Source organism: Pseudoalteromonas sp. OFAV1, from assembly GCF_021532595.1.
Classification (GTDB): Bacteria; Pseudomonadota; Gammaproteobacteria; order Enterobacterales; family Alteromonadaceae; genus Pseudoalteromonas; species Pseudoalteromonas lipolytica_C.
Genome location: NZ_JAKGBG010000028.1, coordinates 51,846 through 59,259 on the forward strand (window position 1 = coordinate 51,846; position 7,414 = coordinate 59,259).

Below are 7,414 nucleotides of genomic sequence, written 5' to 3' on the forward strand. Positions count from 1 at the left end.
GATGGTGATAAAAGCGCGACATGTTCGCGCTTTTTTAATGCCTGAAATAATTGTCAGAAGCTAGTAACTTTACTCTTTCCTCTAGTAGCTAGCTTTTTATTTTTATCATACTCAGCATGGCTTGGTTATACGGTGTTTTTACACCTAGCTTCGCGCCTTGTTCACACACATAACCACAAATTGCATCTATTTCTGATTGTCGGTTATGGCTTATATCTTGCTGCATAGAAGAAAAGTTTTCTGCAGTTGCAGTCATCACCGAGTAGGCTTGATCCAGTGCCTCGCAAAGCTTTACATCAACACCTTGTTTATTGGCTACCAGACACGCTTCACTCAGTAAATTAATGATGCGAGTGCTAAATTGCGGTGCACGGAGTTGGCCATTTTTAACGTTATGGATTGCTGTTAATGGGTTAATGGCAATATTGACTAACAGTTTTTGCCAGCGCAATGAGTGAATATCATCACTCACTGAAAAGTGTGGCAGGCTGCTAAATAGATGGTCAAGTTCATTGAGTTTTTCAGTTGCTGCTGCATTACATGCGCCAAGCACACTTTCGCCATTTCCTGTGTGGTTTACACTATAGGGCGTTGCTTTAAAGCCAGCTAAACGAGTTGTTAGAAACGATAACCCTTGAGTGTCTAACAGTTGGGCATTAAGTTCATCGACATTACCCATACCATTGTGAGAAATAACAAGTTGGCAGTTTTTAGTAAGGTAAGGTTTTATTTGTTTAAAAGCAGCTTGCACCTGAAATGCTTTAACAGTAATTAATACCAAGTCAAAGGGCGGCGATTGATTTAATTCTGCATAATTAATAAGGCGCGCTTTAATAGGATGTGATTTGCCATTACTTGCTTGATAAAAACGCGTGGTCAGGGTTGGCTTACGAGTCAGTAATGTGATGTCATGTTGTGCAGATAAAAAATGGCTAAATAGCAGGCCTATTGCGCCATCACCCACTACTAATAAATTAGCCATTACGTTGCTTACTACCTAAATGAAAGCCAAGCTTTATAGCAAAATAGCTTACAGCACCAATAAAGTCAGCGATAAAGTCACCAACTGAGGCTTGGCGATAAGGCAGCATATCTTGCATAAATTCAATGGCGGCTCCGTAGCCTGCTAACAGTAAAATTTGTACCATTAGAGGTAACTTAAATGCCTTGTCCATCACCAAAGCGAGTATGAAGAAAATACCAAAGTGCGCTACTTTATCGACGTGAGGAAACAGGTTGCCAACCCCTTTAATTTCTTTGGCAAATAAAATCGTAAAGCCAATAATGCTGGCTAAAAAGATAACTTGGTAAACACGCCTTGTCACAATAACCCCTAAAAATGCCGAAATTGAATGGCCAGTATATCAAACAATTTTTGCATCGCACCTGAACAAATCGGATAAAAATAGAAAGAATCGACAAATAAGCGTTATAATTGCCAACCATAAACGAATTTAAAAAAGACTATGTTAGGAGAACCCCATGCCTTCATTTGATATTGTTTCTGAAGTAGAAATGAACGAAGCGCAGAATGCAGTAGATAATGCAAAGCGTGAACTAGAGACGCGTTTTGATTTTCGTGGTGTTGATGCATCAATCGAACTAAGTGACAAAGTAATTAAGTTAAAAGCTGAAGCACCACAGCAAGTGATGCAACTTTTTGACATTCTTGCAGCAAAAATTTCAAAGCGTGGATTGGATGTATCTAGCCTTGAATTAAGAGACGAGTCACGTAGCGGCAAATACGTAATGCGTGACGTTGCACTTAAGCAAGGTATCGAAAAAGACGTAGCGAAGAAAATCGTTAAGTTAATTAAAGACTCAAAAATCAAAGTACAAGCCGCGATTCAAGGTGAAGAATTACGTGTAACTGGTAAAAAACGTGATGATTTACAAGAAGCAATGCAAGTTGTTCGTACTGCTGATTTAGGTCAACCATTCCAGTTCAAAAACTTCCGCGATTAAAACTTATAGCTTTAAGCTGTAAGCCAGTAAGTTTCTGAGCTTTACAAGGAGCGTATCATGAGACGAATATTAGGTTACAGAGAAAAAGATATCTTCTAGCTATTTTCAGCTAGAGGATATTTATGTCAGTAAAAAACAAAACAATTGACCGTAATAAATACGGTAAAATAAACAGAAAATACACAGGTCCACACAGTACTTATTTTTATCAACAAACACCAAGTTGGTGGGTAAAAATGACGATGACTAAACCAAGAAGACGCTTAAATAAAGCACTTTGCAAGCGTGTGATGAATGGTGCTGACCCAGAAGGAATTGTTTTTCCGTTAGGAAACTCAAAACCTCATGAGTATTTCTGGTAATTATTTGTTTGATAAAAGCCAATCACCATGTGATTGGCTTTTTTACTTTCGGCTTACGGCTTACAGCTTAAAATTCGTCTTTAGCGGTATAGCCGTCCATTGACATTCTTCCCTAAAATCATCACAATAGCAGCCTATTTTCAAGGTGCTTGCTGTATCTACAAAGATACGTGTTATTTCAAAGGGTGAAATAGTTGCAAGATAATCGGGAAGTTGGTGCGTTTTCAGGGAGAAAACAATGCCAACACTGCCCCCGCAACGGTAATGTGTATGCCATACATACGCAGAGTCCGGAGACCGGCCTTGAAGTAACTTACTATTTGCGTGTGCGGTGGGCACAGGCTAGGGGATATCATGCTAAATAAATCTGCGTTAGGCGTAGCGATTGCTGCTGCGTTGTCTTTTTCTGTATCTGCTGACGAGCAATCAATCGAGCACATCACAGTTACTGCCAATAAATTCGAACAATCAATTAATGATGTATTAGCTAGTGTTACAGTTATTGACCGTGCTGATATTGAGGCAAGCTATGTTCGTGACTTACCAAGCTTACTGGCAACTCAAGCTGGCTTTCAAATTAATGCCAATGGTGGTTTTGGGCAAAGCTCAGGTGTTTCATTACGTGGTGCAAGCTCTCGCCATACGCTTATTTTAATTGATGGTGTACGTACAGGATCAGCAACACTTGGCTATAAAAGTATTAGCAATATTCCTTTAAACAGTATTGAACGTGTTGAAGTAGTAAAAGGCTCACGTGCTGCAGTATATGGTTCTGATGCGCTAGCGGGTGTGATCAATATCATTACGCGTAAAGCACAAAATACGACTTTAGATATCACTTTTGGCTCAGATGCTTATCAAGAGTATCAAGTGGCGACAGGCGGTCAGTTTGCGGGCGTTGATGTTGCTGTTAATGCCGGCTATGAAAAAACAGATGGCTTTGATGTGCTGCAAGGTTTAGCGCCAGATGAAGACGGCTACGAGAACAAAAACCTTGGCTTTAATCTAGGTTATCAAAATGAGCAACTAGGTGAGTTTTTAGCGCAAGCACAATACTCAGAAGGCGAAGCACAATACGATAGTGCTTATAGCCCAGCAGACAGCACGGTAGAAAAAGGTGAGTTCGAAAATTACCAAGCATCATTAGGCTGGAAAAAAGCCTTCGAAAAACACAGCCATGCCATTGATATTGCCATATCAAGTGATAGTTCAGATGATTCACGCATTGATTACACTGGCGCGACAGTAGTCGATAAGTTTGAAACTGAGCGTGAGCAAATTGATTACAATGGTCAATACTTTTTCAATCAAGCACTGACTCTTAGTGGCGGTTTGAATTGGTATAAAGATGAAGTGAACACTAACTCAGGTACTTACTTAAAAGACAGCCGTGAAGTATTCGCTGCGTTTGTTGGCGCTTATTATGACGACGAACACGTGCTGGCAAACCTAACCGTTCGCCAAGATGATGATCAGCAGTTTGGTGATGAAACAACTTACACAGCCGCTGTTGGCTATCACTTAAATGACATCGCCACATTCCGTGTAAGTCAAAGTACTGGTTTTAAATCTCCAACTTTTAATGACCTATATTATCCAGGCTCGGGTAATCCAGAGTTAAATCCTGAAACATCAGATAACCAAGAGCTTGGTTTATCACTCAATGTGAATGATATTAGCCTTGATATTGCGATTTTCCGCAGCGAAATCGACAACAAAATCGCCTGGGCGCCAAATGCATCAGGGCAGTGGATCCCAACTAATATAAACGAAGCTCGCCATGAAGGTGTTGAGTTTAGTTTTAAAAACCAAGTGTTTGGCTTTGAGCACAGCTTTAACTTCACTTACCTCTCTGCTGAAGATACCGAAACCGGTCAGTCACTAAACTATGTGTCAAACCACAGTGTGAATTGGTCATTACATAAAGCATGGGGTGATTTTGATGCAGGTATTGATATGCAATACCGTGGTGACCGTGATGGCAAGCTAACTCACTTACCTTCGTATACGTTATGGAATTTAGTCGGTCACTACCAAGCGACTGACAACTTAACTGTGTCTTTACGAGTAGAAAACCTATTCGATAAAGAGTATAACGCCGTTGATGCCTATGGCACTGACTTAGATGGTGACTTTATCAACGACGAGTTTTATTACTACAACACGGCCGAGCGCCGCTTGTTTGTAGGTGCCCGTTATCAGTTCTAATAATAAGGAAAATTATTAGTTCTGCGTCTAAAAGCTCGCTACCTACTTAGCGAGCTTTTTTCATTTTAGTTTATCAGCGAAGTATTGACCGAATTTCTCAAGTTTAGGCGCGATAAGGATACTGCAATAACCTTGATTCGGGTTTTCATTGTAATAGTCTTGGTGATATTGCTCTGCTGGGTAAAAGTTCGATATTGGGCTAAGTTCAGTGACAATTGGCTCACGAATTTGCTTCTGTAAAGCTGCTATCATTGTTTGCGCTTCAGCTTTTTGCTGCTCAGTATGATAATAAATAACACTACGATACTGTGTGCCTACATCGTTGCCTTGTCGATTTAATTGTGTGGCATCGTGTAAAGTAAAGAACATTTCAAGAAGGGTATTATAGCTCACAATACTGCTGTCAAAATCGAGCTGAACAACCTCAGCATGACCCGTTAAGCCAGTACATATTTGCTGATAACTTGGGTTTTCAATTTCACCGCCTGCATAGCCAGAACTGACATTAAGCACGCCTTTCACTCGTCTAAATGCAGCATCAATACACCAAAAGCAGCCACCGCCAAAAGTAGCTATTTGTATGTTGTTATCCATCGTTTATTCCCTCACTGTTTTGCTGACTATAGCTGAAAAAACAAAACGCCGTAAAGACGGCGTTTTATTGTTGCTTAAAGACAGTTCTAAATTTCTTCCAACGGTTTGTCTTTAGCTTGTTGCTCTAACTTGCTTTGTAAATACTCAGGCGACTGAGTATTACGGGCTAGGGCAGTATATGCTGCTGGCACAACAAATAGAGTTAGTAAGGTTGCCACTATTACACCTGTAAATACCACCACACCAATTACCATACGGCTCTCTGCACCCGGGCCACTTGCAAGTACCAGTGGTACCGAGCTCATAACTGTGGTCAGTGAGGTCATAATAATCGGGCGTAAACGCTGCGTTGCCGCTTGGGTAATCGCTTCGTTAAATTCAACGCCTTTATCACGCAGTTGGTTGGCAAACTCAACGATTAAGATACCGTTTTTCGCACTTAAACCAATCAGCATTACGATACCAATTTGGCTGTAAATGTTCAGAGTGAGATCTGTGTACCAAAGGCCAAATAATGCGCCGACTAAGCCAAGCGGAACAGTCAACATAATCACAAATGGGTGAATAAAGCTTTCAAACTGTGCAGCAAGAACTAAGAAAGTTACTGTGAGCGCAAGAATAAACACATAGGTCATTGCTGATGCGCCTTCATAGAACAGTTGCGACTCACCTTTATAGTCAATTGCACCATCGATGTCGTTTTCTTCAGCGGCAACTTGATTTAAGAAATTAAGCGCTTCTTCTAGGGTATAACCATCGGCTAAGTTTGCACTTAACGTAATTGCGCGCATACGGTTATAACGATTTAAACGCGATGCGGTGGCTTCTTCTTTTAAACTAATTAAGCTATCTAGCGGCACTAATTCGCCACTGCGTGATTTTAAGTAGATATTTGAGATATCGGTCGGGTTCGCAAAGTCTTCTTTGGTACCTTTAAGTATCACATCGTATTCTTCACCACGGTCAATAAAGGTTGTTACGCGGCGCTGCCCCAACATGGTCTCGAGAGTGCGGCCTACATCAGACACCGAAACCCCTAAATCCGCTGCTTTGTTTTTATCAATGTTGATTAAAAACTGCGGGAATGTTTCTTTATAATCATGGTCGATTCTTACCAAACCTGGGTTTTTCTCAGCACGCTTAATAATGCGGTCTCGCCAATCGGCTAGTTGGTCGTAATCATTACCTTGCAGTACAAACTCAATAGGACGTGATGAGCCACCGCCGCCAATACCACGGCGCATAATTGCAAACGCACGCACATCAGTTACTTCGGTCATTTTACTGCTTATCTCGTCCATCACTTCCCAGGTTGAGCGCTTACGCTTATCCCAGTCAGCCATGCCAATGATAGCAACACCACCTTGACCACCCCAGCCAGGCACACGAACAAGCACTCGGCTTAATTCACCAGACTCAGAGTAAGGCATTAAACGTTCTTCAATTTTCGCCATGTTGGCTGCGTTATTTTCATAACTTGCACCCTCAGGCCCACTCATCATTATAAAGAAAGTACCCCGGTCTTCTTTTGGCGTAAGCTCTGATGGCACTTTTTGAAATAGCATAAAGCTGGCAACACCGGCCAAAATCATGGTTAGTAGTAAGCTCCACTTACGGCCCATATTAGAAGTAAGTGAGTTACGATAAGCATTTTCGATTTTGGCGAAGGTTTTATCCATCCACTGGCTAAATTTACTCTCTTTTTCAGAAGCCTTGAGTACTTTTGAACACAGTGCCGGAGAAAGTGTTAATGCCGTAATACTAGAAAAGAACACAGCAGCACTAACAGCCATCGCAAACTCGGTAAATAAAGCACCAATACGGCCATCCATAAACACCAGCGGTACGAACACAGAGATGAGGACGAGGGTAGTGGCAATAATCGCAAAACCAACTTCACGAGCACCACGGAACGCAGCCAATAAAGGTGGCTCGCCTAACTCAATGCGGCGGTGAATATTTTCTAGCATAACAATCGCGTCATCTACCACTAAACCGATAGCCAATACCAGTGCTAGCAGAGTTAATAAGTTGATTGAGTAGCCCATAGCAAGCAAGAACATAAAGCTACCCACTAACGCAACAGGTACTGTCACAGCAGGGATAAGCGTTGCGCGAATATTACCTAAAAATAAGTAGATAACTAACACTACCAGCGCCATTGAAATCGCAAGCGTTCTATATACTTCGTCAATTGATTCTTTGATGAAAATTGATGAGTCGTAGCTGTCTTGAATAGTGGTGCCTTCTGGCAAGTTACGCTTAATTTTTTCGAGCTCAGCGCG

Annotated in this window: 7 protein-coding genes and 1 riboswitch; of the genes, 3 read left to right on the plus strand and 4 right to left on the minus strand. The window is 41.4% G+C overall.

Features of this window, described 5'->3' with window-relative positions; all coding sequences use genetic code 11:
- Positions 1 to 88 precede the first annotated feature (88 nt).
- Both L1267_RS15220 and L1267_RS15225 read right to left on the minus strand, forming a co-directional pair.
- Positions 89 to 982, minus strand: a complete 894-nt coding sequence (locus L1267_RS15220) for a ketopantoate reductase family protein (RefSeq protein ID WP_138557244.1) — start codon at positions 980 to 982, stop codon at positions 89 to 91.
- The gene (locus L1267_RS15225) at positions 975 to 1,325 is read right to left on the minus strand and encodes a VanZ family protein (RefSeq protein ID WP_138557245.1); all 351 of its coding nucleotides are present in this window, start codon (positions 1,323 to 1,325) and stop codon (positions 975 to 977) included. Before L1267_RS15225 ends, L1267_RS15220 begins: the two co-directional genes overlap by 8 nt.
- A 157-nt stretch (positions 1,326 to 1,482) precedes the next feature.
- On the opposite strand from L1267_RS15225, the gene L1267_RS15230 reads away from it, so the two are divergent.
- The 3 genes from L1267_RS15230 (at position 1,483) to L1267_RS15240 (ending at position 4,535) form a co-directional block, all read left to right on the plus strand.
- Positions 1,483 to 1,965, plus strand: a complete 483-nt coding sequence (locus L1267_RS15230) for a YajQ family cyclic di-GMP-binding protein (RefSeq protein WP_063703177.1) — start codon at positions 1,483 to 1,485, stop codon at positions 1,963 to 1,965.
- A gap of 122 nt (positions 1,966 to 2,087) precedes the next feature.
- Complete coding sequence (locus L1267_RS15235; protein ID WP_135926045.1) at positions 2,088 to 2,327, plus strand: hypothetical protein; 240 nt, start codon at positions 2,088 to 2,090, stop codon at positions 2,325 to 2,327.
- 164 nt (positions 2,328 to 2,491) lie between these two features.
- Positions 2,492 to 2,647: riboswitch (cobalamin riboswitch) on the plus strand.
- Between the two features lie 34 nt (positions 2,648 to 2,681).
- Positions 2,682 to 4,535 (plus strand): TonB-dependent receptor domain-containing protein, encoded by a 1,854-nt coding sequence (locus tag L1267_RS15240; protein ID WP_235383313.1) that lies wholly within the window; start codon positions 2,682 to 2,684, stop codon positions 4,533 to 4,535.
- Positions 4,536 to 4,595: 60 nt separating this feature from the next.
- On the opposite strand, the gene msrA is transcribed toward L1267_RS15240, so the two are convergent.
- Both msrA and L1267_RS15250 read right to left on the minus strand, forming a co-directional pair.
- Entirely contained in the window at positions 4,596 to 5,129 is a 534-nt protein-coding gene (gene msrA, locus L1267_RS15245) for a peptide-methionine (S)-S-oxide reductase MsrA (protein ID WP_135926043.1), read from the minus strand.
- Positions 5,130 to 5,215: 86 nt separating this feature from the next.
- On the minus strand, positions 5,216 to 7,414 hold a 2,199-nt coding region (locus L1267_RS15250), incomplete at its 5' end, for an efflux RND transporter permease subunit (protein WP_235383314.1).